Annotated in this window: 19 protein-coding genes and 1 riboswitch; of the genes, 3 read left to right on the top strand and 16 right to left on the bottom strand. The window is 72.4% G+C overall.

Going from position 1 to position 20,724, the window contains the following annotated elements:
* Positions 1-881 precede the first annotated feature (881 nt).
* The gene (locus tag AB0E77_RS26625) at positions 882-2,111 is read right to left on the bottom strand and encodes an MBL fold metallo-hydrolase (protein WP_361574906.1); all 1,230 of its coding nucleotides are present in this window, start codon (positions 2,109-2,111) and stop codon (positions 882-884) included.
* A 164-nt stretch (positions 2,112-2,275) separates the two neighbouring features.
* Between AB0E77_RS26625 and AB0E77_RS26620 the strand changes: the two genes are divergently transcribed.
* Complete coding sequence (locus AB0E77_RS26620) at positions 2,276-2,860, top strand: carboxymuconolactone decarboxylase family protein (RefSeq protein WP_361574903.1); 585 nt, start codon at positions 2,276-2,278, stop codon at positions 2,858-2,860.
* Positions 2,861-2,919: 59 nt separating this feature from the next.
* On the top strand, positions 2,920-3,540 hold the full coding sequence (locus AB0E77_RS26615) for a TetR/AcrR family transcriptional regulator (protein ID WP_361574900.1): 621 nt from the start codon (positions 2,920-2,922) through the stop codon (positions 3,538-3,540).
* A gap of 8 nt (positions 3,541-3,548) precedes the next feature.
* Here AB0E77_RS26615 and AB0E77_RS26610 read toward each other — a convergent pair whose 3' ends face one another.
* Together AB0E77_RS26610 and AB0E77_RS26605 are read right to left on the bottom strand one after the other, a co-directional pair.
* A complete protein-coding gene (locus tag AB0E77_RS26610) occupies positions 3,549-4,334 on the bottom strand; it encodes an SGNH/GDSL hydrolase family protein (RefSeq protein WP_361574918.1) in 786 nt (261 codons plus the stop codon).
* A 217-nt stretch (positions 4,335-4,551) separates the two neighbouring features.
* Positions 4,552-5,487, bottom strand: a complete 936-nt coding sequence (locus AB0E77_RS26605) for a peptidoglycan DD-metalloendopeptidase family protein (protein WP_361574897.1) — start codon at positions 5,485-5,487, stop codon at positions 4,552-4,554.
* 4 nt (positions 5,488-5,491) lie between these two features.
* Positions 5,492-5,651: riboswitch (cyclic di-AMP (ydaO/yuaA leader) on the bottom strand.
* Positions 5,652-6,087: 436 nt separating this feature from the next.
* Between AB0E77_RS26605 and AB0E77_RS26600 the strand changes: the two genes are divergently transcribed.
* Positions 6,088-6,885: a tyrosine-protein phosphatase gene (locus AB0E77_RS26600; RefSeq protein WP_361574894.1), complete on the top strand. Its 798-nt coding sequence runs from the start codon at positions 6,088-6,090 to the stop codon at positions 6,883-6,885.
* A gap of 25 nt (positions 6,886-6,910) precedes the next feature.
* Here the strand turns inward: AB0E77_RS26600 and AB0E77_RS26595 are convergent, their stop codons facing one another.
* The 13 genes from AB0E77_RS26595 to hpnC all read right to left on the bottom strand — a co-directional run bounded on the left by AB0E77_RS26595 (position 6,911) and on the right by hpnC (position 20,672).
* Entirely contained in the window at positions 6,911-7,030 is a 120-nt protein-coding gene (locus AB0E77_RS26595; RefSeq protein ID WP_361574891.1) for a DUF6126 family protein, read from the bottom strand.
* Entirely contained in the window at positions 7,027-7,692 is a 666-nt protein-coding gene (locus tag AB0E77_RS26590) for an XRE family transcriptional regulator (RefSeq protein WP_361574888.1), read from the bottom strand. Before AB0E77_RS26590 ends, AB0E77_RS26595 begins: the two co-directional genes overlap by 4 nt.
* 84 nt (positions 7,693-7,776) lie before the next feature.
* Entirely contained in the window at positions 7,777-9,162 is a 1,386-nt protein-coding gene (locus tag AB0E77_RS26585) for an aspartate aminotransferase family protein (protein WP_361574885.1), read from the bottom strand.
* Positions 9,159-11,078, bottom strand: a complete 1,920-nt coding sequence (dxs, locus tag AB0E77_RS26580) for a 1-deoxy-D-xylulose-5-phosphate synthase (RefSeq protein WP_361574882.1) — start codon at positions 11,076-11,078, stop codon at positions 9,159-9,161. Before dxs ends, AB0E77_RS26585 begins: the two co-directional genes overlap by 4 nt.
* Before the next feature lie 27 nt (positions 11,079-11,105).
* On the bottom strand, positions 11,106-12,260 hold the full coding sequence (ispG, locus tag AB0E77_RS26575) for a flavodoxin-dependent (E)-4-hydroxy-3-methylbut-2-enyl-diphosphate synthase (protein ID WP_361574879.1): 1,155 nt from the start codon (positions 12,258-12,260) through the stop codon (positions 11,106-11,108).
* 4 nt (positions 12,261-12,264) lie between these two features.
* The gene (gene hpnH, locus AB0E77_RS26570; protein WP_189231617.1) at positions 12,265-13,287 is read right to left on the bottom strand and encodes an adenosyl-hopene transferase HpnH; all 1,023 of its coding nucleotides are present in this window, start codon (positions 13,285-13,287) and stop codon (positions 12,265-12,267) included.
* Positions 13,288-13,293: 6 nt separating this feature from the next.
* On the bottom strand, positions 13,294-13,935 hold the full coding sequence (locus AB0E77_RS26565) for a 1-hydroxy-2-methyl-2-butenyl 4-diphosphate reductase (RefSeq protein WP_361574876.1): 642 nt from the start codon (positions 13,933-13,935) through the stop codon (positions 13,294-13,296).
* Positions 13,935-15,977 carry a squalene--hopene cyclase gene (gene shc / locus AB0E77_RS26560; protein ID WP_361574873.1) on the bottom strand — a complete coding sequence of 681 codons (2,043 nt, stop codon included), beginning with the start codon at positions 15,975-15,977 and terminating at the stop codon, positions 13,935-13,937. Before shc ends, AB0E77_RS26565 begins: the two co-directional genes overlap by 1 nt.
* 118 nt (positions 15,978-16,095) lie before the next feature.
* Complete coding sequence (locus tag AB0E77_RS26555) at positions 16,096-17,232, bottom strand: polyprenyl synthetase family protein (protein ID WP_361574870.1); 1,137 nt, start codon at positions 17,230-17,232, stop codon at positions 16,096-16,098.
* A complete protein-coding gene (hpnE, locus tag AB0E77_RS26550) occupies positions 17,229-18,662 on the bottom strand; it encodes a hydroxysqualene dehydroxylase HpnE (protein WP_361574867.1) in 1,434 nt (477 codons plus the stop codon). The genes AB0E77_RS26555 and hpnE overlap by 4 nt, the downstream gene beginning before the upstream one ends.
* Complete coding sequence (locus AB0E77_RS26545) at positions 18,659-18,826, bottom strand: DUF6380 family protein (RefSeq protein WP_361574864.1); 168 nt, start codon at positions 18,824-18,826, stop codon at positions 18,659-18,661. The genes hpnE and AB0E77_RS26545 overlap by 4 nt, the downstream gene beginning before the upstream one ends.
* Complete coding sequence (hpnD, locus tag AB0E77_RS26540) at positions 18,823-19,773, bottom strand: presqualene diphosphate synthase HpnD (RefSeq protein WP_361574861.1); 951 nt, start codon at positions 19,771-19,773, stop codon at positions 18,823-18,825. The genes AB0E77_RS26545 and hpnD overlap by 4 nt, the downstream gene beginning before the upstream one ends.
* On the bottom strand, positions 19,770-20,672 hold the full coding sequence (gene hpnC / locus AB0E77_RS26535; RefSeq protein ID WP_361574858.1) for a squalene synthase HpnC: 903 nt from the start codon (positions 20,670-20,672) through the stop codon (positions 19,770-19,772). The genes hpnD and hpnC overlap by 4 nt, the downstream gene beginning before the upstream one ends.
* Positions 20,673-20,724 lie beyond the last annotated feature (52 nt).

Below are 20,724 nucleotides of genomic sequence, written 5' to 3'. Positions count from 1 at the left end.
ATGGCCGCCCCGGACCTGGATCGGGTCCCGGCCGCACTGCGCCGCGTCATCGAACCCTGCCTGGCCCGCGATCCCGCCCGGCGCCCGGACGCCGACACCCTCCTGGCCACCCTCGGCACACCACAACAGGCCACACCCCCCTGGCCCGAAGCCGTCCACGCCCTCACCCGACAGCAACGCACCGAACTGCACCGCTACACCGACGTCGACCCCACCACCGTCCTGCCCGGACCGCACGACCTCGACCCGACGAAGATCTTCACGACGGAGGCGACGAACGATTCCGGCCCGGGATCAGGACCAGCAGCGGGTGCACGTCCCTCGCGTACATGGCGTACGCGAGGAGCCGTGCTCGCCGTCGCGGCGATCGCGGTGGCCGGCGCCCTGTGGGGTGCGACCGCGCTGACCGGCCGGGGCGGCCCCGGTGACGCCGGAGCCACACACCGGGGGGCCGGCGCGTCAGCTGCCTCTTCGTCCGCGCCCCGCAACGCCTTCGCCGGCGCATCCCGAGGCGACTGCTTCCGCAACACCGGGACCATGCAGGAGATGGACTTCACGCCGGCCGGGTGCGGTGAGGGCGACGTCTTCGAGGTCCTGCGCGCCTTCGGCAACACCACCGACCGCAGCGTGTGCGACTACGTCGACCACGTGGAGTGGCGCTATGCCGCCCGCGATCCCGACGTGACGGTCTGCCTGGCGTACCGCCACAGCGACGGTGCCGCGTACAACGCGGACCGGGGCGACTGCGTCGACAGCGGCCCCGACGGGACGGCGTGGACCGTGGAGCAGTGCCGGCCCTCCGGGCTCGTGGTCGTCGGCCGTATCGAGGGGCGGAGCTCTTCCGCGGACTGCGAGCCGTTCCCCCACAACAAGAGGGACCACTACTTCACCGTGGAGGGGTCACCCGAGCTGAACGTCCGCTTGTGCCTGGCCATGATCGCGCCCGACGCCGCTTCCTGGGCCACGGCGTCGACGCCCCTCGAACGCCGCCACGGACGGGCGACCGGACCCGACACCGCCCGCCACCACGCCTGAGCCGGCAGCTCACCCGCCGGCTCGAAGGGCTCGCCCGGCCGTGGGAGGGCCAGCGCCTGGCCGGCCTCCTCGGCCGCGTCCTTGGTCCACTCCCCCGGCTCCGCCCAGGCGTGCGGCGCCAGGTTGAAGGTCCCCCAGTGGATCGGCAGCAGGGCGCCGCCGGGACGGCCGCCCTGGAGGTCGAGGTGGGCACGCAGGCCCTCCTCGGGGGTCATGTGGATGTCCGGCCAGAACTCGGCGTACGCCCCGATCTGGATCATCGTCGCGTCGAAGGGGCCGTGCGCGGCGCCGATGTCACGGAAGCCGTCGAAGTAGCCGGTGTCGCCGCTGTGGTAGACGCGGTGCTGCTCACCGGCGACGACCCAGGAGGCCCAGAGGGTGTGCTGGGTGTTGCGCAGCCCGCGTCCGCAGAAGTGGCGGGCCGGGGTGGCGGTCAGGGTGAGGCCTCCGACGCGCGTCGACTCGTGCCAGTCCAGCTCCCGCAGCCGGCCGGCGGACACTCCCCAGTGTTCGAGGTGGGCGCCGACCCCCAGGGGCACGGCGAACAGGGTGTCCGTGCCGGCCAGTGCCTTGATCGTGGGCATGTCCAGGTGGTCGTAGTGGTCGTGGGAGATGACGACGACGTCGACCGGGCCCAGGGCCGCCAGCGGCACCGGGACCGGGTGCAGCCGCCGGGGGCCGGCGAAGGGGAAGGGGGAGCAGCGCTCGCCCCAGACGGGGTCGAAGAGCACCCGCTGTCCGTCTATCTCGGCGAGCACGCTGGAGTGGCCCGTCCAGGTCAGCCGCAGCCCGGTGGCGGGCGGCCGGGCGAGGTCGGCGAGAGTGGTGGCGTGGACCGGGACCGTGCCGCGCGGGGCGCGGCCGCGCCGCGCCTCCCGGTCGAAGTAGATCTTGGCGAATTCGAGGGGAGACCCGGAGGGGCGGGTCCGGGCGGAGCCGCCGGGATTCTGGAAGACCCCGTCGCGGAAGTGCGGTGATCTGCGGATACGCGCCATGCGCTCACCGCTCGGGTCCGCGCCGAACGCGGCGGGCCGCGGCGCACGGGGCCCGGAGTGGGGGGAACGGGGAGCGGCCACGGTACCTCCTGGTGGAGTGGGTCAGGCTCTCATTGTCGTTCTGTCCGACGTCACCTCGAACGACGGATGTCACATCCGGGTTCCCGCCGTCCGTCGTACCCGTGAGGGCCCCCACCGGGGACCCGGAACGGAACGGCACACAGACGGACAGGAAGGTGGCCGCCATGGCCCGCGTATCCCTCACCCCGCCCCGGACTCTCTTCTTCCGCGCCATGGAGTGGTACTCCCGGCGCACCTACGGCAAGGTCCTCGATCCCGGCAGGGCGCTCGCCCACAATCCGCGGGTGCTCTGGGGCGATCTGCGGTTCGAGCAGTCCGTGGCCCGGTGGAACAAGCTGGACCCGGATCTGAAGGCGCTCGCGGTGATGGCCTCGGCGGCCTCGATCGGCTGCTCCTGGTGCATGGACTTCGGGTACTGGGAGAGCGCCCGGCGCGGCATGGACCGGCGCAAGCTCCACGACGTGCCGGTGTGGCGCGACAGCGATGTCTACACGCCGCTCGAGCGTGACGTCATGGAGTACGCCGAGGCGGTCACGGCGACCCCGCCGGCCGTCGGCGACGACCTCGCCGAGCGGCTGCGGACGCGGCTGGGCGAGCCGGCGTTCGTGGAGCTGACGGCCATGATCGCCGTGGAGAACCTGCGGTCCCGCGTCAACGCGGCGCTCGGCCTCACCAGCCAGGGGTTCAAGGACTCCTGCGATCTGCCCGCCGCGGGCCGCACGGGCGCGGCCACCGCATCGGCGGACTGAGCCGGCGGGCCGAAAGCGGCCGTCGTCGCACATGCGTGCGCCTGTATAGGGTGACGGGCGTGACGAGAGCCCGGTTGAGTGTGGCGGAGCGCCGTGAGGAGCTGCTGCGCGCCGCCATCGAGCAGATATCGGCGCGGGGCGTGGCCGCGTTGCGGATCGCCGACGTGGCCGCGGCGCTCGGTGTCAGCAGTGCGCTGGTGCTGTACCACTTCTCGACGAAGGAGAAGCTGGTCGCCGCCGCGTTCACCCACGCCGCCGAGGGCGATCTGGCCCGGCTGCGCAAGCTGCTCGGCCGCCGTACGTCGGCGCTGCGCCGGCTGCGTGCGGCGGTGCGGTGGTACGCCCCGACGGGCCAGGCCAAGGGGTGGCGGCTGTGGATCGAGGGCTGGGCGGCGTCGCTGCGCGAGCCCGCGCTGCGGGAGGTCACGCGTGAGCTGGACCGGCAGTGGAAGGCGGCCATCGCCGAGGTGATCGCGGAGGGTGCCGCCGCCGGGGAGTTCCCGTGCCCGGACCCCGACGGCGCCGCCCTGCGGCTGACGGCCCTGCTGGACGGGCTGGCCGTCCAGTTGACGTCGTACACGGGCGCGGTGTCCCGCGCCCGCGCGCTGCGCTGGGTGGACGAGGCTCTCGCCCGCGAACTGGGCTTGGACCGCGAGGCGTTGACCGCGCCGCGATCCTGAGGTGCCGCTCAGGCCACCGAGGCGATGCGCAGCTTGATGTCGTCCGGTGACAGCGTCCCCTTGGCGGTGACGTGGTCCCCGGAGGACTCGCCGCGCAGGCGCCGTCCGATCCAGGGCACCAGGTATTCGCGCGCCCACTGCACGTCGTCCCGCCGCACGTCGAGGGTGCCGCGCGGCGGCAGCGGCGGCCAGGGCTGGTCCGGGTCGGCCGGGATGCGCAGGCCGAGGACCTGGCCGGCGCGCAGGGCGACACGGGTGTGTCCCTCGGCCGACAGGTGCAGGCGGTCGGCGTCCCAGGCCCTGCGGTCCTGGACGCTGCGCAGCGACCACAGGTCGAGCACGGGGCAGCCGTAGCGGTCGGCGATGGCGCGGACATGGCCGTTGTAGGTGGCGATCTTGCCGCGCAGATGCTTGAGGACGGGCACCCCGCGGGTGTCGAAGCCGGTGGTCACCAGCACCGTCCCGGCGGCGGCGGTGAGCGCGGCCACCGCCCTCTCGAACCGTTCGGCCACCTCGTCGGGGTCGGTGCCGGGCCGGATGATGTCGTTGCCGCCGGCGCAGAACGAGACCAGGTCCGGCGCGAGTTCGACCGCCCTGGGGACCTGCTCCGCCACGATCTGGTCGAGCAGCCTGCCGCGTACGGCGAGGTTCGTGTACGTGAAGTCGCCCTCCGGGCGCCGGTCCGCGAGCAGTACGGCGAACCGGTCGGCCCAGCCGACGAACGCCCCGTCGGGGCCGGGGTCGCCGACGCCCTCGGTGAAGCTGTCCCCCACCGCCACGTACGACCCGATCACTGCTGTGCTGTCACTCTTCGAATCGTCTGCCACATCGGCCCATGATTCACCGTGGAATGTGACCTACGCGACCGTAGGAAGGGGTTGACGGTCGGTGAGAAAGGCCACGCCTAAAGTGTTCGCCAACTCAGGAATAAGCCGGTGCCGGTGGCGGGCGCGCCGAAGGCCGGACCCGGGGATCGGGGTCCGGCCTTCGGTGTGCGCGCTGTGCCGGCCGTCAGACGGAGACGCCGTGCGAGCGCAGGTAGGCGACCGGGTCCACGTCGGAGCCGTAGTCCGGCGTGGTGCGGATCTCGAAGTGCAGGTGCGGTCCGGTCACGTTGCCGGTGGCACCGGAGAGACCGATCTGCTGACCGGCGGTCACGGACTGGCCGGCGGAGACGGAGATCGAGGACAGGTGGGCGTACTGGGCGTAGTAGCCGTCGGCGAGCTTGATGACGACCTGGTTGCCGTACGCGCCGCCCCAGCCGGCGGAGACGACGGTGCCCGCGCCGACGGCCTTCAGGGAGGTGCCGGTCGGGACGACGAAGTCGGTGCCGGTGTGGTAGCCGCTGGACCACATGCTGCCGGACTGGTGGTACGGGGTGCCTACGCCGGCGCCGGCCACGGGGGCGGTGTAGCCGCTGGTGGTGCCCGTGGAGGCGCTCGTGCCGGAGGACTTGGACGCGGAGGTCTTCGCGGTGTCCGTGGACTTCTCGGCGGACTGGGCGGCGGGCTTCTCGGCCTTGGCCGGCTTCTCGGCCGGCTTCTCCGCGGAGGACGAGGGCTTGGCGGCACCGGTCGCGGCCTTGTGGCCGATCGACAGCTTGAGGCCCGGGTGGATCAGCGACGGGTCGGAGCCGACGGCCTCGCGGTTGTCCGCGTACAGCTTCTTCCAGCCGCCGTCGACGTGCTGCTCGTCGGCGATCTTGGACAGGTAGTCGCCGCTCTTGACGACGTAGGTGTGCGAGGCCGAGGCCTTGTCGGCCGGCTTGTGCGCGCCGGTCGCGGCGGCCTGGACGGACTGTCCGGCCACGGAGTGGGCGGGAGCGGCCTGGGCTGCGGCGGCGCCCATCAGCGGGAGCGCGAGTGCGGCGCCACCGGTTCCGGCGACGGCGATGGTGCGGGTGAGGCGCTGGGCCTTGGTACGGCGGTGCTTACCCTTCGCGGGCATGGCGAATTCCTCTCCGGCGCCTGCGAGGTGAGCTGTCGGGTGCGGGCTGGAGATGCCCGGCCGCGTCGTGGTGACGCGACTTGACCCCGAGCCGTTCCGGGAACCGGAACAGGCGTTGTACCTGTGGGTCCCCCGCTCCTGCCGTGTACGGGTGGTGGGTGGTTGCGGCTCCGGTCGGCGGCAGGATTAGGCGTCCGTCCGGATCGGTGGTGAACGTAAGCGACCGGAATGCGAACGGACAAGCGAGAGTTTTCCCGGAGAGGTGTTTCGCTTGATCCATTACGGGAAAAGGCCGTCACACTCCGTCGATTCCGTGAGCGCTCTTTTCACAAAGGGCCTTGACAGGCCCACGAATTACGTGAACATGACGAACAACGGACGGTCACGTCTATGACGCTGCTCACGGGAGACGCTCCAGCACCCCTTATTCACCGACGAGTTGGAGCGAAGTGAGCATTTCGGACGTAAGGCTCATTCGCGTCGCAATCGCCACCGCGGCCGCCCCGTGACCGACTCATCGCCGCAGGCAGGAGATGCCGTATCGTCGGCTGGGCGCCCGCCGGCGAGCAGCGCCGGCGGGGCGGAGTGGGAGGAGCCCCCGTGACGCAGCAGGTCCCGTCGACCGAACCCGAGCTGGCCGGTGTGCGCAACTTCCGTGACGTGGGCGGACTGCCGACCGTGGACGGGCGGCGCGTGCGCCACGGCGTGCTGTTCCGCAGCGGCCACCTCGCCCACGCCACCGGGGAGGACGCCGCGTTCCTCGCCTCGCTGAACCTGCACACGGTCTTCGACTTCCGCAACGCCGCCGACCAGCGCCTCGAGGGCCCGGACGTCGCACTGCCGGGCGTGCGCAATGTGAACCTGCCGCTGAGCGACCCGGCCGACGGCGCCGAGTTCTGGAAGATGGTCCGCGACGGCGACCTCGACCAGCTGCGCGCGATCCTGGCGGACGGCCAGGCCGCGAACCGGATGATCGTCTCCTACCGCACGATCATCAAGGAGCGCACGGCGGAGCATTCCCGGGTGCTGCGCGCGCTCGCCGAGGACAGCGTCCCCGCGCTGATGCACTGCGCGGCCGGCAAGGACCGCGCGGGGCTGTCGATCGCGATCACCCTGCTCGCCCTGGGCGTGCAGCGTGACGCCATCGTGGAGGACTACCTGAAGTCGAACGCGAAGCACCGCCGCTACAAGGTGCGCCGCAGCAGCTCCGCCGCCTCTGCCTACTCTCCCGAGGTCATGGAGCTGCTCAGCCCTCTCTTCGACGCGCGCGCCGAGTACCTGGCGGCGGCCTTCGAGACCATCGAGGAGACCTGGGGCGGTGTCGACGCCTATCTGGAGAAGGGGCTGGGCGTCACCCCTGAGGCCCGGGAGCGGCTGCGCGAGCGGCTGCTGGACTGAGCCGCCCGCTCACGGTGCCGGCCCGCTACTTGGCGCCCACCTCGAACAACAGGAAGAGGAAGCCCGCGACGACGTGCCCGAGGACGATGTAGATCAGAAGTCGCACCCACAGGGCGCGCGGGAGCTTGTCCTGCATGGTGCTCATGGCATCTCTCCTGCGGTGTGGCGGGTCGGTGTGGTGGCGGGCCCCAGGCACAGCGCCGGCGCGGGGCTCTGCAGCAGGGTATGGACGAAGAGCAGCTCGAGCCCGTCGGGGTCCTGGGCGGCGATCCGGTGCGGGGTCAGGGAGTCGAAGTGGGCGCTGTCGCCCGGGCCGAGCAGGTGCACGGCGTCCCCGAGGCGCAGCCGCAGCCGGCCCCGCAGGACGTGGAGCCACTCCTCGCCGGGGTGCACGCGCACGATGTCGCCCTGGGTGCCGTACGGCACGCGGACGCGCAGTGCCTGCATCCCGCGGCCGGAGCCGCCGGCCTGCCAGTACGTCCAGCCGCCCGCGGCCGTCGGCTCCATGGCGGCGGCCCGTACGACGGCGTCGCGGTCCACGGTCGTCTCACCGAGCAGCTCCGAGACGGTCGTACCATAAACGCGGGCGAGCGAGAGCAGCATCGGCAGCGAGGGCTGGCGCTGCCCGGTCTCCAGCCGGGAGAGATGGGCGGGCGACAGCCCGGCGGCGCGGGCCGCCGCCTCCAGGGTGAGAGCGGCGCGGCGCCGCAGGGCGCGGAGCTGCGGGGCGACCACGGAGGTCACGGCGTCGGCCGGCGCCTCCGCCGGTTCCACCGGTCCCTCCGGAGGGTCGTTCGAGGAGGTCATGCCTCCATTCAGCCCGAGTTTTGCCCGAAAGGCAATTTTCTTGCCTCACAGGCAAAACACGACCGGTTCCGGGCGCTCGGGGCCCTAGCGATTCGCCACCGCCTGCCTGACCAGTGTCTTCCCGAAGTCCCACATCAGGCCGCCGCCGTTGTGCGCGTCCTCCATGATCTCGGTGAAGGCGTCGACGAAGCGGTCCGCGTCCGACGTGTCGATGATCAGCGGCGGGATCAGCTTGATCACCTCGAGATGGTCGCCGGACACCTGGGTCAGGATCCGGTGCCGTTGCAGCAGCGGCACCACCACCATCTGTGCGAACAGTCCCTTGCGCGCGGCCTGGAGCATCGTCCAGCGGCTGCGCAGCTTCAGCGACCTCGGCCGGCCGAACTCGATGCCGATCATCAGTCCCCGGCCCCGCACGTCGGCGAGCAGCTCGTAGCGGTCCACCAGTGCGGTCAGGCGGGACTTGAGCCGCTCCCCCACCGCGGCGGCGTTCGCGACGATCTCCTCGTTCTCCATCACCGACAGCACCGCGAGCCCGGCGGCCATGGCCTGCGCGTTGGACCCGAAGCTCGCCGAGTGGACCTGGACGCGGTCCATCGAGGAGTACACCTTCTGGAAGATCCAGTCCTTGCCGAGCGTGGCACCCACCGGCACGTAGCCGCCGGACAGCGCCTTGGCGACGCACACGAGGTCGGGCTCGACGCCGTCCTCGTGCTGGTAGGCGTAGAACTTCCCGGTGCGGCCCAGACCCGTCTGCACCTCGTCGGCGATCAGCAGCGCCTTGTGCCGGTGCAGCAGTTCCTGCGCGGCGCGCAGGTAGCCGGGCGGGGCCTCGTGGACGCCCTTGCCCTGGATCGGCTCCACGATCAGCGCGGCCACGTCCCCCTGCTTCAGCTCCCGGGCCAGTGCGTCCAGGTCGCCGAGCGGCACGGCGGTGTCGGGCAGCAGCGGGGCGAAGCCGTCCCTGAAGCAGCTCTCGCCGTTCACGGAGAGGGAGCCGGTGGTCAGCCCGTGGAAGGCGTGCGAGCAGTACAGGATCCTGCGCCGGCCGGTCGCGTACCGGGCGAACTTCAGCGCGGTCTCCACGGCCTCCGTGCCGCTGTTGCCGAAGAAGACGCGGTCCAGGTGGGGGCTGTAGGAGAGCAGCCGCTCGGCCAGCAGTCCGGGCAGCGGCGGGCAGTCGAAGCGGGTCAGGTCGGCGAGCGAGGCGTCGAGGACGTCGTGCAGGGCCTTGCGGACGACGGGGTGGTGGCGGCCCAGGCCCATCACGGCGAACCCGGCGAGCATGTCCAGGTAGTCGTTGCCGTCCGCGTCCCAGAAGTGCGCGCCCTCGGCCCGCTCGTAGACCTTGTCGAAGCCGATGGTGCGCAGCATGCGCGGCAGCTGGTGGTTGAGGTGCTTCGCGTGCAGCTCGTACCGCTCGGCGCCACGCTCGGCCAGCAGCGCGCCGAGGTCGAACTCCTTGGTCATTCGGTCTTCTCCTTGCCCTGGCATGACGGTCCGGCCGTCCCGGCCGCCTCCTGGACGGCCAGGCTCGCGCTGATCCGGCCGGCGATCTCGACCGGGGTGAGGCCGATGTCGGCGAGCACCTCGGCGCGTTTGGCGTGCGCGAGGAACTGTTCCGGGATGCCGAACCGCCGTACGGGTACGTCGACTTCGGCATCGCCGAGGGCCAGCGCCACCGCGGAGCCGACCCCGGCGGCACGGCTGTTGTCCTCGACGACGGCCACCAGGCGGTGTCGGGCGGCCAGTGGCGGCAGCGCCGGGTCGACGGGCTTGACCCAGCGCGGGTCGACGACGGTGCAGCCGATGCCGCGGCCCTCCAGCAGTTCGGCGGCCCGGAGGCAGACGGGTGCCATCACGCCGACGGAGACGAGCAGCACCTCGGACCGGCCGGCGGCGTGCAGGACGTCCATTGCGCCGACCCGGTCCACGGCGGGCAGGTCCGGTCCTACGGATTCCTTCGGGAAGCGCAGCAGGGTGGGCGCGTCGTCGACGGCGACGGCCTCGCGCAGCTGGGCGCGCAGCTGGCCGGCGTCACGCGGTGCGGCGATGCGCAGGCCCGGCACGACCTGGAGGACGGACAGGTCCCACATGCCGTTGTGCGAGGGCCCGTCGACGCCGGTGACGCCCGCCCGGTCCAGGACGAAGGTGACTCCGCAGCGGTGCAGGGCCACGTCCATCAGGAGCTGGTCGAAGGCACGGTTGAGGAAGGTGGCGTACACGGCGACGACCGGGTGCAGTCCGCCGGTGGCGAGGCCGGCGGCGGAGACGGCCGCGTGCTGTTCGGCGATGCCGACGTCCCACACCCGGCCGGGGAACCGCTCGGCGAAGGGGGCGAGGCCGACCGGGTGCAGCATGGCCGCGGTGACGGCCACGACGTCGTCGCGCTCCTCACCGATCCGCAGCATCTCCTCGCCGAACACGGACGTCCAGGACGGTCCGCTCGAGGGGCTGAGCGGGGCGCAGGTCAGCGGGTCCATCACACCGACCGTGTGGAAGTGGTCCTCCTCGTCGCGCAGGGCGGGCTCGTAGCCGCGGCCCTTCTCGGTGAGGCAGTGCACCAGCACCGGCCCGTGGAAGCGTTTGGCGCGCCGCAGTGCCGACTCGACGGCGCCGATGTCGTGGCCGTCGATCGGGCCGAGGTACTTGAGTCCGAGGTCCTCGAAGAGTCCCTGCGGGGCGAAGGCGTCCTTGAAGCCCTTCTTGGCGCCGTGCAGGGCCTCGTAGACGAGGTTGCCGACCACGGGCGTGCGCTGGAGCACCTGCTTGCCCCAGGCCAGCACCCGCTCGTAGCCGTCGGTGGTGCGCAGCGTCGCCAGGTGGTCGGCGAGGCCGCCGATGGTCGGCGCGTACGAGCGTTCGTTGTCGTTGACGACGATGATCAGAGGCCGGTCCTTGGCGGCCGCGATGTTGTTGAGCGCCTCCCAGGCCATGCCGCCCGTGAGCGCGCCGTCGCCGACGACGGCGACGACGTGCCCCCGCTCCCCCTGCACCCGGCGGGCCTTGGCGAGGCCGTCGGCCCAGCCGAGGGCGGTGGAGGCGTGGCTGTTCTCGATGACGTCGTGCTCGGACTCCTCGCGGGAGGGATAACCGGAGAGCCCGCCCTTGCCGCGCAGCTTGGAGAAGTCCTGACGGCCGGTCAGGAGCTTGTGGACGTAGCTCTGGTGGCCGGTGTCCCACAGGATGCGGTCGGCCGGTGACTCGAAGACCCGGTGCAGGGCGACGGTGAGTTCCACCACGCCGAGGTTGGGGCCGAGGTGTCCGCCCGTACGGGCGACCGCGTGCACCAGGAAATCGCGTATCTCGTCGGACAGTTCGCCGAGTTGCGCCTCGGACAGCGCCTTCAGGTCGCGTGGTCCCCGGATGCTCTCCAGAATCGTCACGCTCGTGCCCCCTTCGGTCCGTGCTGTTCAGCTCACGGTGACGGCCGGCTCCCCCGACGCGCCGTCCTTCTCCATCTGCTCGGCGATCCGCATCGCCTCGTCGATCAGCGTCTCCACGATCTTCGACTCGGGTACGGTCCTGACGACCTCGCCCTTGACGAAGATCTGCCCCTTGCCGTTGCCGGAGGCGACGCCGAGGTCGGCCTCGCGGGCCTCGCCGGGACCGTTGACGACGCAGCCCATGACGGCGACGCGCAGCGGCACCTCCATGCCCTCGAGGCCGGCCGTGACCTCCTCGGCCAGCTTGTAGACGTCGACCTGTGCACGGCCGCAGGACGGACACGAGACGATCTCCAGCCGGCGCTCCCGCAGCCCGAGGGACTGCAGGATCTGGAGGCCGACCTTGACCTCCTCGGCCGGCGGGGCGCTCAGCGACACCCGGATGGTGTCGCCGATGCCCTGCGACAGCAGCGCCCCGAAGGCGACGGCCGACTTGACCGTGCCCTGGAAGGCGGGCCCGGCCTCCGTCACGCCGAGGTGGAGCGGGTAGTCGCACCGGGCGGCGAGCTGCCGGTAGGCCTCGACCATGACGACCGGGTCGTTGTGCTTGACCGAGATCTTGATGTCCCGGAAGCCGTGCTCCTCGAAGAGCGACGCCTCCCACAGCGCGCTCTCCACCAGGGCCTCCGGGGTGGCCCTGCCGTACTTCTGGAGCAGCCGCTTGTCGAGCGAGCCCGCGTTCACGCCGATGCGGACCGGCGTGCCGTGGTCGCGGGCCGCCCGGGCGATCTCGCGCACCTGGTCGTCGAACTTCTTGATGTTGCCCGGGTTGACCCGGACCGCCGCGCAGCCCGCCTCGATCGCGGCGAAGACGTACTTCGGCTGGAAGTGGATGTCGGCGATCACCGGGATCTGCGACTTCCTCGCGATCACGGCGAGCGCGTCCGCGTCGTCCTGCGTCGGGCACGCCACCCGCACGATCTCGCAGCCGGAGGCCGTCAGCTCGGCGATCTGCTGCAGCGTCGCGCCGACGTCGGACGTACGCGTCGTCGTCATCGACTGCACGGAGACCGGGGCCCCGCCCCCGACCGCCACCGGCCCGACCTGGATCCGCCGCGACGCGCGCCGCTCGGCGATCGGCCGGACCGGTACCTCGGGGACGCCCAGGGGGACTGCGGTCATGCCGTCAGTCCCGGTTCCCGGAGACCGTCTCCCGCATGGCCCGCAACGACTCCTTGAGGGAGCCCATGGTGGCCAGGACGGCGGTGGGCTCGTAGCCGCAGTGCGCCATGCAGTTGGCGCAGCGCGGGTCCTTGCCGCGGCCGTACTTGTCCCAGTCGGTCTCCTCGATCAGCTCCCGGTACGTGGGCACGTACCCGTCGCTCATCAGATAGCAGGGGCGCTGCCAGCCGAAGAGGGAGTAGTTCGGGATCGCCCAGGCGGTGCAGGGGAAGTCGACCTTGCCCTCGAGGAAGTCGAGGAACAGCGGGGAGTGGTTGAGCCGCCAGCGGGCCCGGTTGCCGCCCGAGAACGCCTTCTTGAACAGTTCCCGGGTCTGCTCCACGCCCAGGAAGTGCTCCTGGTCGGGCGCCTTCTCGTAGGCGTAGGCGGGCGAGATCATCATCTCGTCGACCTGGAGGTCGTCGTTGAGGAAGTTGAGGACCTCGACGATGGTCTGCGGGGTGTCGGTGTTGAAGAAGGTCGAGTTGGTGGTGACCCGGAAGCCGCGCCGCTTGGCCTCCTTGATGGCCTCCACGGCCTCGTCGAACACGCCCTCCTTGGCCACGGACTCGTCGTGCCGCTCCCGCAGCCCGTCGATGTGCACCGCGAACGCGAAGTACGGGGAGGGCGTGAACTTGTCCATCTTCTTGCGCATCAGCAGCGCGTTGGTGCACAGGAAGACGTACTTGCGCTTGGCCACCAACTGGCGCACGATCTCGTCGATCTGGGGGTGCATCAGCGGCTCGCCGCCGGCGATGGAGACCATCGGCGCACCGGACTCGAGCACCGCCCCGACGGCCTGCGCGACCGGCATGCGCTGCTTGAGCACTCCGGCCGGGTGCTGGATCTTGCCGCATCCCTCGCACTTCAGATTGCAGGCGAACAGCGGCTCCAGCTCCACGATGAGCGGGAACTTGTCCCGCCGGCGGAGCTTCTGTTCGGCCAAGTATGTAGCGACCTTGATGGACTGGCGCAGCGGCATGGCCATCTGGGCTCACCTCCTGGGGAGCAGCAAAGAACGGTGCCATTCGAAGAAAGCGGGAAGGACGGACCGGAGAACGCGGAAGGCCGATATTCCACCGCGCAGGGTGCCGATCCGGACGAGTTCGTGTTCGGGAGCGTCCACGACCACCCGGACGGCCGCAACGGGGCGCGGGCCCGTGCGGACGGCGCTCAGGAGCGTGGCGGCGGACTCCATGTCGACGGCGATCGCGCCGGTCGCGAGCAGGTCGGCGCGTTCCGGGCCGCGGACGACGTGGTCCGAGCCGGTGAGCGGCCCGGTGTGGACGGTGCGCCCGGGGACGGCGCGCAGCAGTTCCTTGACGAGCCGGTCGGTGCCGGTGCAGGCGACCGTGCCCCGCGGGTCCCGGGTCTCCTCGGCGACGACGAGGTCGCCGGGGTGCATGCCGGGGGCGAGGCCGGCGCAGAAGCCGGTGGCCAGCACGGCGGCGTCGTCGAGCGCCGGGCCGGCCAGGACCCGGGTGACGGAGCGTTCGGCCGCCTTGGGTCCCATGCCGGTCCGCAGGACCGTGACGGGCCCGGCGGCCCCGCCGCGGTCGCCGGCGCGCAGGGCGAGGTGCTCGATGCCGAGCGCGCAGGCGATCAGCAGCGGGGCCGGTCCGGGCTGTGCGCTCATCAGCTCCCCTTCGCCTCGGTCAGCGTCTCGGCGAGCTCCTGGACGGTGCGGGGCGCCTTGGCGAAGGGTTCCCCGTGGACGTACCGGCCGAGCGCGGTGAGCGGGAAGACCTGCCGGTAGAGGTGGTAGTTGATGGAGAAGTCCCAGGGGAAGCCGGTGCCGGTGAAGTAGGGCTCGTCCCAGGAGCCGTCCTCCCGCTGGGTGGCGGCGAGCCACTCGATGCCCCGCTCGACGGCCTTGGACTCCCTCTCCCCCGCCGCCAGCAGGGCCATCAGCGCCCAGGCCGTCTGGGAGGCGGTCGAGGCGCCCTTGCCGCTCCACTGTCTGGCGTGCCGGTAGGAGCGCAGGTCCTCGCCCCAGCCGCCGTCGTCGTTCTGGACGGACTCCAGCCAGCGCACCGCGCGGCGGACGGCGGGGTGCGAGGCGGGGATGCCCGCGGCGGTCAGGGCGGGGACGACGGATCCGGTGCCGTAGACGTAGTTGACGCCCCAGCGGCCGAACCAGGAGCCGTCCGCCTCCTGCTCGGCGAGCAGCCACTGGATGCCGCGCCGGGTGCGCGGGTCGTGGGAGAGTCCCTCGACGGCGAGCATCTCCACGACGTGCGCGGTGACGTCCGCGGAGGGCGGGTCGATCACCTCGCCGAAGTCGCAGAACGGCAGCCGGTTGGGGAAGGGGCTGGTGTTGTCGACGTCGAAGGCGCCCCAGGCGCCGTTCTTCGACTGCATGCCGAGGTTCCAGCGCACCCCGCGTCCGATGGCCTTCTCCACCCGCTCCGGGTCGTGGTGGCGGACGCGGCGCAGGGCGAGAACGACCTCGGCGGTGTCGTCGATGTCGGGGTAGTTGTCGTTGTGGAACTCGAAGGCCCAGCCGCCGGGCGGCAGTCCGGGCCGCTTCACCGACCAGTCGCCGGGCCGCACGATCTGCTCGCCGAGCATCCAGTCGGCGGCCTTCACCAGCTGCGGGTGGTCGGCGGGCACCCCGGCGTCGGCGAGCGCGATGGTGGCCAGGCAGGTGTCCCACACCGGGGACTGGCAGGCCTCGATCATCCGGGCCCCGTCCTCGCGCCACACGGCGAAGCGGTCCAGCGACTCGAGGCCGGCCCGCATGACGGGGTGTTCGAGGTCGTAGCCGAGGAGGTACAGGGCGATGACCGAGTACACGGCGGGGGGCTGGATGCCGCCCCAGCAGCCGTCGTTCTCCTGCCGCTCGACGATCCAGCGGGCCGCGCTGTTCATCGCCGCCCGGCGCAGCCGCTTCGGCGCCACCTTGCGGTAGGCGTGCAGTGCCTTGTCGAGCCGCTGGAAGGCGCCGTCCCAGCTCGCCGCCGGCGCGAGGGGGCGGGGCGGGTTCGGCCGGGCCGGGTCGGTGTGCAGTTCGTCGAGGGGGAACGGCGCCGGGCGCACCGGGCGCTTCGCCGAGACGATGGTCAGCGGCACGATGGTCTGCCGGGCCCAGCAGCCGAAGTCGTAGATGTTCAGCGGTACCCAGGTGGGGAACCAGATCAGCTCCGGCGGGAGTTCGGGCAGGTCCTCCCATTTCCACCAGCCGAACAGGGCCAGCCAGATCCGGGTGAAGACGCGGGAGGCGGCGATGCCTCCCTGGGCCCGGATCCATGCCGCTGCCCTCGTCATGTGCGGGGCGTCGGGGGCGTCGCCGGCCAGGCGCAGGGCGACGTAGGCCTCGATGGTGGCGGAGAGTTCCCCGGGGCCGCCGTAGAAGGTGGCCCAGGTGCCGTCCTCGCGTTGCTCGCCGCGGATGAAGAGGGCGGCGGCGCGGGTGGTCTCCTCGTCCCGGATGCCGAGGAACTGACGCAGGAGCAGGTCTTCGGCGTCCATCGTGACGTTGGTCTCGAGGTCGCCCTTCCACCAGCCCTCGGCGTCCTGCCGGGAGAGCAGGAAGTCGGTGGCGCGCCGGGTCGCGCGGGCGGCGGCTTCGGCTACCCCGGCCGCCGTGGCGGGGCTCGTGATGTCGGCTGTTTCGCTGGCCGCGGCTGCGCGGGACGGGAGGGCCGCCCCGGTGCTTCCGTCGGTCGTCGCTGTCATGGCTTCCCCTTCGTGCAGTGTGCAGGTGGTGCTTCTGCTGTGGGTCCGCCGTCGGCCGGTGCTGGGGTTCCCGCGACACCGGCCGGCGACTACGCGAGGGCTATTCGACCGATAGTGATCATCTCTTTCGTACGACGACGAAGTCCGCGAGCGCCGTGAAACGGTCCCGCACCCGGTCGGGCATGTCGACGGTGTCGAGGGCTTCGATGGCGATGGTGTGCTGGCGGCGCGCCTCGTCGGCGGTCCACTCGCGCCCGCCCGCCTCCTCGATGAGGGCGGCACGGGCCGCGAACTCCTCCTCGGAGAAGTTCGCGAAGTCGCTGCTCTTGGCGTCGGCGGCGAGGATCTCGCCGAGCCGTTCGGAGGCCGGGCCGCCCGCGGCCAGGGCGGCCACGACCGGGAGGGACTTCTTGCGCTGGCGCAGGTCGCTCCAGGTCTGCTTGCCGGTGGCGTCCGGATCGCCCCAGATGCCGAGGAGGTCGTCGACGGCCTGGAAGGCGAGACCCAGGTGGTAGCCGTAGGTCTCCAGCACGTCGGCGGTGCGCTCGTCGGCGCCGCCGAGGACCGCGCCGATGGAGCTGGCGGAGGCGAGCAGGGCGCCGGTCTTGTTGCCCTCCATCTCCAGGCACTCCTCGACGCTGACCCGGTCGCGGTGCTCGTAGGAGATGTCCTGGGCCTGACCGTCGATCAGGGCGCGGGACGCACGGGTCAGCCGGCGCGTGGCGCGGCCGGCGTCGACGGTGCCGAGTTCCAGCAGCACCTCGTTGGCCAGCGCGAACAGGGCGTCGCCGACCAGGATGGCCTGGGCGGGTCCGTGCAGCTTCCAGACGGTGTCGCGGTGGCGGCGCTGTTCGTCGCCGTCCATCAGGTCGTCGTGCAGGAGGGAGAAGTTGTGCACCAGTTCCACGGCGACCGCGCCGGGCACCCCGACCTCGGGGGCGGCGCCGGTGACCTCGGCGGAGAGCACGGCGAGCGCGGGACGGACGGCCTTGCCGCCGTCGCCGTCCGCGGGGTTGCCCTGGGCGTCGATCCAGCCGAAGTGGTAGGCGGCGACGGTGTCCATGGGGGGCGCCAGGCGGTCGACGGCCGCTCGCAGGACCGGTGTGGCCAGCGTCCGGCCGCGCTCCAGCAGCGCCGCCACGTCCACCCTGGTCCGTCGATCGGCCTTCGGGGCCGGGGGCGCAGTGGACACAGTCTCTCCTCCAGTTGCGGTACCGGGCGTGCGGGAGCCGGTCCCACGCGGATCCGTTCTCATGCCGCCTCCTCGAAGCCGGGAAGGCGGTCGCGGGACCGGCCCAGGGCGGCGAGCGCGGCTCCCGCCGCCCCGACACCGCTGCGGACGGCACTCTCCATCGTCGCGGGCCACCCGGTGGCGGTCCACGCTCCGGCCAGGTACAGGCCGGGGGCCTTGGTGCGGGCGCCGGGCCTGAGCCGGCCGACCCCGGGGGCGGGCGCGAAGGTCGCGGTGCGCTCCCGGGTCACGAAGAAGTCCCGTACCTCGGCGCCCCGGGCGCGGGGCAGCAGCCGCTCCAGTTCGGGCAGGTAGCGCTCGCGCAGGGCGGCCACGGGCGTGTCGATCTCGTCCTGCGCGGTCGACTGGGACAGCGCCAGGTACTGACCGTCCCTCAGGCCGGAGGCCTCGGTGCGGTCGAACACCCACTGCACCGGGGTGCCGAGGGCGGTGAGGAAGGGCGCGGCGAGCACCTTCCGGTCGTAGATCACATGGACGTTGAGGATCGGGGCGGTGCCGATCTCCAGCAGGCGTCCGGGGTCGTCGAGCGCGCCCGGGGGGAGGAGTTCGTGCGTCTCGCGCTGCGGTACGGCGAGGACGACGGCGTCCGCGTCGAGCGTCTCGCCGGGAACCTGGACGCTCCACCGCCCGTTCCCGTTCCGCAGGACGGAGGTGACGCGTGTACGGACCTCGGTGCGCACGCCCGCGGAGTCGAGCGCCTTGCGGGCCAGCCGGTCGTGCAGTTCGCCCAGCGGGACGCGGGCCCAGCCGATGTCGGCCGCGCCCGGGTCGGACAGCAGGCCGGTCTTGAAGACCATCGCGGCCAGTCCCAGGGAGGCGTCGCCCGCGGCGGCGTTGAGGGTGGCGACCCCGACCAGGTCCCACAGGGCCTCGACGGCCCGTGCGGACTGACCGTGCGCGGTCAACCAACTGCCGAAGTCCTGCTCGTCCAGCGCCGGATCGGCGAGGTCCAGCCCCTTGAGCGCCAGCGCGGCCCGCCCGACCCGGGCGCGCTCGGCGAGCGAGAGGTGGGGGTACGCGGCGAGGCTGCGTCCCAGGTGCAGGGGTACGGGCAGCGGGTCGCGCCGCAGCCGGCCGAGCCGTCGTCCCTCGGGCCGGGCCAGGTCGACGACGGGCACGTCGAGACGTTCCTGCACGGGGGCGAGCTCCGCGCCCCCGATGCGGTCGAGGAACCAGCGGTAGGCGGTGCAGCAGCGCAGGTACACGTGCTGGCCGTTGTCGACGGTCAGGTCCCCGCGCCGGAAGGAGAAGGCGAGGCCGCCGAGGCGGGGCCGTCCCTCCAGCAGGGTGACGCGGACCCCGGCGTCGGCGAGGGCGAGCGCGGCGGTGACGCCGGCGAGTCCGCCGCCGACCACGACGGCGTGCCGGCCCGCCGGGACGGCGGGGACGTCGGTGAGCTGCCCGTCGTCACGTGTGCCGTTGCCGTGGGTCATCGTGCACCTTTCCCTGCCCGGTCGCCGTGGTGTGTGAACGCTGTACGGCAGACCGTCTCAGTCAGGGACGCCGCCCGCCACCGGAGGGTTGCCCGCCGTTCCGCGCCGGGGGTGGTGCCGCGGGCCCGCCGGGCGGGGGCTCGGTGGACCGGTGTGCCGCTCACGGGCGCCTCCTGACGGCCCTCCGGGCCACGTGCCGGGTGTCCAGTCCGGACAGGCCCCGCACGGCGACGTACGCCTTCTCGCGACCGGGCAGCGATACCCGGCCGCGCAGCACCGCCTCGGGGTCGCGCTCGATGCGGTCCAGGAGGCGGCGGTAGATGCCGGCCATGGCGGCGACGCAGGCGCCGCTGCGCCGGTCGAGCAGGGGCAGCAGCCGGTAGCCCTCGGCGAAGAGGGCACGGGCCCGGCGCACCTCGTAGTGCACGAGACCGGCGAAGTCGGAGCCCGGCGGGGGGACGGGCCCGCCGAACCCGGCCGAGCAGCCGAACTTGGCGAGGTCGTCGGCGGGCAGATAGGTGCGGCCGTCCTCCGCGTCCTCGCGGACGTCCCGGAGGATGTTGGTGAGCTGGAGCGCGAGACCGAGCGTGTCGGCGTACTCGGGCGCGCGCTCGGCGCCGCGCGCCCCGGGCTCGGTGCCGAAGACGCCGAGCGAGAGGCGTCCGATGGCGCCGGCCACGCAACGGCAGTAGACCTTCAGGTCGTCCCAGGTCTCGTAGGTCTCGCCGCGCAGGTCCATCTGGACGCCGTCGATCAGTTCGTCCAGTCCGCCGAGCGGGATCGGGAACCGCTTCGCGGCGTGCGCGAGGGCGACGGCCACGGGGTCGGTGTCGTCCTCCTCGACGGCGCCCTCCTGGACGCGGCCGAGCAGCGCCCGGGTCTCCTCCAGCCGGGCGACCTTGACGTCGGCGGCGAGATCGCCGTCGCCGATGTCGTCGACGCGGCGCGAGAACGCGTAGAGCGCCGACATCGCCCGGCGCTTGGGCGTGGGCAGGAGCCGGATGCCGTAGGCGAAGTTCCGGGCCTGCTGTCCGGTGACCGTCTCGCAGTAGCCGTACGCGGCGAGTACCGGTGCGGACACGTGTGCTGACGTCTCCACGGTCCGGATCACCCCTTTCCTCGCAGGGTCGCGCCCACCTCGCGCAGCAACCGGACCTTACCGGGCTTGGGCGGGCCGGGAAGTACGTCGTGCCCGGCGGCGGCGATCGCGTCGAGGGCCGCGCGCCCCCCGGCCACGAATCCCGCGAGCAGCAGCCGCAGCCTCCCGTGGACACTGTCCACCAGGGGGGAGCCCTCGTTCAGCAGATCGCGGGCGCGTCCGGCCTCGAAGGCGATCAGGGCGCGCACCGACGCGCCCGCGGTGGGGGCGGCCAGGTCCGGCTCCTGGACGTGGAAGCGCTTCAGGTCCTCGGCGGGCAGATAGACGCGGTCCCGGGTGAGGTCCTCGGCGACGTCCTGGAGATGCTCGACGATCTGCAGGGCGGTGCAGATCCGGTCGGAGAGGCGGATCCGCTCGGGCGTCGAGGTGCCGGTGACGGCGAGGACGAGGCGGCCTACCGGGTTGGCGGACAGCTCGCAGTAGGCGAGGAGGTCGTCGTACGTCTCGTAGCGGCCGATCAGCTGGTCCTGGCGGTTGGCGGCGATCAGGCCGAGGAAGGGCTCGGGGGTGAGCGAGCGGCGGCGCACGGTGGGCTGCAGGCGCCGCAGCAGGGGGTGGCGGGGTGTGCCGTCGAAGACCTTGCGCAGGTCGGCCTCGAAGGCGTCCAGCATCAGCAGCCGGTCGCCGGCGCTGCCGTCCGGGACGCCGAGGAGGCGGGCGTCGGCGCCGCCGGGGGCCAGGTCGCCGTCGCCGATGTCGTCGACCAGGCGGGCGAAGCCGTAGACGGCCATGAGGTCGGTGCGCCAGTCACGGGGCAGGAAGAAGGGGGCCACCGGGAAGTTCTCGTCGGCGGCCTTGTCGAGCGTGCCGCGCTCCGGGTCGACGGCGTGCGCCGTGTCGGCGGGCGTCATCGCGGGCTGCCCGGGACGGGGACGGCGCACGCTTCGCGGAGCAGGGGAGTTT

Origin of the sequence: Streptomyces sp. NPDC032940 (genome assembly GCF_040636935.1) — a bacterium.
GTDB lineage: Bacteria > Actinomycetota > Actinomycetes > Streptomycetales > Streptomycetaceae > Streptomyces.
This window is presented reverse-complemented; position numbering and strand designations above follow the sequence as displayed.